Genomic DNA, 2,271 nt, shown 5'->3' with positions numbered 1-2,271 from the left:
CGCCAACAGGCCGATGCCGGCCCCAAGCACACAGACGCCGCTCCAGCCCATTGCACCATAAGCCATGGTCGAGGCGATCGAGCCCAGGGCGCTGCCGACCGAGTAGAAGATCATGTAGCCGCCAACCAGGCGGCTGCGCGCATCCGGGCGGCGGGCGAAGATCAAGCTCTGGTTGGTGACGTGGACGGCCTGGATCGCCAGATCCAGCATGACTATGCCGGCGACGAGCAGCCACAGAGACATGCCCATGAAGGCGATCGGCAGCCAGGCCGCCATCATCAGCAGTAGGCCGAGTCCGGTGACCAACTGGCCGCGGCCGCGATCGACGAGGCCGCCGGTCCAGCGCGCACCGAGCGCGCCGGCGACGCCCGCAAGGCCGAAAAGCCCGATCTCGGTATGCGAAAGTGAAAATGGCGCAGCACTCAACGGCAGCACCAGCGGCGCCCACAGCACGTTGAAGCTGGCGAAGATCAGCATGGCCAGCACCGCCCGCACGCGCAGCAGCGGCTCCTGTACGAACAGCAGCAGCACCGAAGCGAGCAGGCGCGGATAGGATGTGCGTGGCCGCTCCGCCTCGTGGCGCGGCAGGATCAGGTAGAGAACCATCGCCATGACGAGCGTCAACATGGCCGAGACAAGATAAACCCAGCGCCAGCCGGCGAAATCGGCGACGACGCCCGAAGCAAAGCGGGCGAGCAGGATGCCGAGGATGACGCCGCTGGTGACGGTGCCGACCGCCCGCCCCCGCTGCGACGCTACGGCGAGGTCGGCAGCGAAGGCGACCAGCACCTGCACCACCACCGCAAGCAGCCCGACCACCGCCAGGCTCGCCAGCAGCATCGCCGCATTGGGCGCGACCCCGACCGCCACCAGCGCTACGGCAGACAGAATCGCCTGCCCTGCAATCAGCTTGCGGCGATCGAACAGGTCGCCCAGCGGCACGATGAAGAACAGGCCGAGCCCATAGCCGATCTGCGTTACCGTCACCACGATGCCAACCGAGGCCGGCGCGATAGCAAAATCATGCGCCATGGCGTCGAGCAGCGGATGGGCGAAATAGACATTGGCAACGCTCAGGCCGCAGGCGATGGCGAAGATCAGCGCGGTCAATCGTGACAATCCCGCAGGTGGCGGCGCCACCCGAGGCGGCCCATCGGATTGCTCGAGGCTTGTTGCACCGCTGTTCACCACCTGCATGTTCATGTCTGCTCTCTCCATAAAAGGTTTCAATTTGAAACCTCTTGCTGGATAGGCAGAACAGTTTTATGTTGCAACCGAAAATCGAATGCTGGACCAACGACTGCCATGGTGAAACGAACGAGCCACCACGAAGCGGATTGCCTCATAGCGCGACCACTGGACGCGATTGGCGACTGGTGGTCGCTGCTCATCGTGCGTGACGCGTTCGACGGCTTGCGGCGCTTCGGCGAATTCCAGAAGAGCCTCGGCGTCGCCAAGAACATCCTATCGTCGCGGCTGCGCAATCTCGTCGCGCATGGCATCCTCGAAACGGTCCCGGCACCCGACGGCAGCGCGCACCATGAATATGTGCTGACGCAAAAGGGACGCGGCCTGTTCTATGTCCTGGTTGCCCTGCGGCAATGGGGCGAGACCTACTTCGCCGGACCGGGCGAACCCTATACCTTCATGGTCGACAATCTCACCGGCCGGCCGATCAAGCGCCTGGAAGTCCATGCCGAGGACGGGCGGCAGCTTGCCCCCGGCGAAACCCGGCTTGCCGACTTTCGCAACCGCGAAACCGGCTGAGAGCTGCTGCCTGCCAACAGGCGTGGCGGAATCGATTTCCGCTCGACCAGACAGGGAATCGGCTATCGTTTCCTGCAGCACAGAGGGTGGAGTGACCGATGAAAGCCGTCGTCTTCGAGAAATTCGGCGAAGCGCCGACGATCCAGACCGTTCCCGATCCGAAGCCGGCAGCCGATGGCGTCGTCATCAAGGTCGAAGCGACCGGTCTGTGCCGCAGCGACTGGCATGGCTGGATGGGTCATGACGATGGCATCACGCTGCCGCATGTACCGGGCCACGAACTGGCCGGTATCGTCGTCGCCGCCGGCAAGCAGGTCACCCGCTGGAAGGCCGGCGAGCGCGTCACCGTGCCGTTCGCCGTCGGCTGCGGCCGCTGCTTCGAGTGCAATTCGGGCAATCACCAGGTCTGCGAGCATCAGACCCAACCCGGCTTCACCGGCTGGGGTTCGTTCGCCGAATATGTCGCCATCGAACACGCCGACACCAACCTAGTGCGCTTACCCG

The 2,271-nt window shown here is 64.4% G+C and carries 3 protein-coding genes; 2 read left to right on the top strand and 1 reads right to left on the bottom strand.

Annotation, left to right across the window (positions count from 1 at the left end; translation table 11 throughout):
* Positions 1 to 1,203, bottom strand: a 1,203-nt coding sequence (locus tag EOC06_RS36235; protein ID WP_164898968.1) for an MFS transporter, incomplete at its 3' end; no start/stop codon positions are given.
* A gap of 102 nt (positions 1,204 to 1,305) precedes the next feature.
* Between EOC06_RS36235 and EOC06_RS36230 the strand changes: the two genes are divergently transcribed.
* Together EOC06_RS36230 and EOC06_RS36225 are read left to right on the top strand one after the other, a co-directional pair.
* Positions 1,306 to 1,767 (top strand): helix-turn-helix domain-containing protein, encoded by a 462-nt coding sequence (locus EOC06_RS36230; RefSeq protein ID WP_127271974.1) that lies wholly within the window; start codon positions 1,306 to 1,308, stop codon positions 1,765 to 1,767.
* Positions 1,768 to 1,865: 98 nt separating this feature from the next.
* A partial coding sequence (locus tag EOC06_RS36225; RefSeq protein WP_164898967.1) for an alcohol dehydrogenase catalytic domain-containing protein occupies positions 1,866 to 2,271 on the top strand: 406 nt, incomplete at its 3' end.

The sequence above is a fragment of the Mesorhizobium sp. M7A.F.Ca.MR.362.00.0.0 genome, from assembly GCF_004023175.1.
In the GTDB taxonomy this organism is placed as follows: Bacteria; Pseudomonadota; Alphaproteobacteria; order Rhizobiales; family Rhizobiaceae; genus Mesorhizobium.
The sequence above is the reverse complement of the archived record's forward strand: the minus strand, read 5'-3'. Positions and strand labels throughout refer to the sequence as shown.